The following is a 455-nucleotide window of genomic DNA, read 5'->3' on the forward strand; positions in this document are numbered from 1 at the left end:
ATCGGCTTCCGGTGCGCCTATGCCCCTTGAGCCCGCGGCGCGCGGCGGGCGCCACGGGCCAGGGAAGGGGAAGAGAGGGGAATGAGGAGGGAAGGGGAGGGGAAGAGGAGGGAAGGGGAGGGGAAGAGGAGGCGAAGGGGGCGAGAAGGGGGCGAGAAGGGGGCGAGAAGGAGCAAAGCGGCGCGACCTCGGCGCAAAACGTTCCGGAAACGCGCTCCGCCTGCTCCGGATTGGGTTACAGTCGCCCTTCCCAATGACTGTCGCGCTTCTCTCGATCGGGACCGAGCTCACCCGGGGCGAGATCATCAACACCAACGAGGCCTGGCTCGCTGCCGAGCTCACGGCGGCGGGCTTCACGGTCAGCCAGTCCGTCACGGTCGACGACGACGTCGACCGCATCGCCGCCATGATCCGCCAGCTCGCGAGCGCTCACCGGCTGGTCATCGCCACCGGCG

At 69.0% G+C, this 455-nt stretch carries 1 protein-coding gene; it reads left to right on the top strand.

From position 1 onward, the window contains the following. Positions 1-253: 253 nt before the first annotated feature. Positions 254-455 (top strand): molybdopterin-binding protein (locus BN4575_RS22915; RefSeq protein WP_256029050.1); only part of this gene is annotated, 202 nt, incomplete at its 3' end.

The sequence above is a fragment of the Aeromonas sp. EERV15 genome, assembly GCF_900079845.1.
GTDB classification, from domain to species: Bacteria; Pseudomonadota; Gammaproteobacteria; order Enterobacterales; family Aeromonadaceae; genus Aeromonas; species Aeromonas sobria.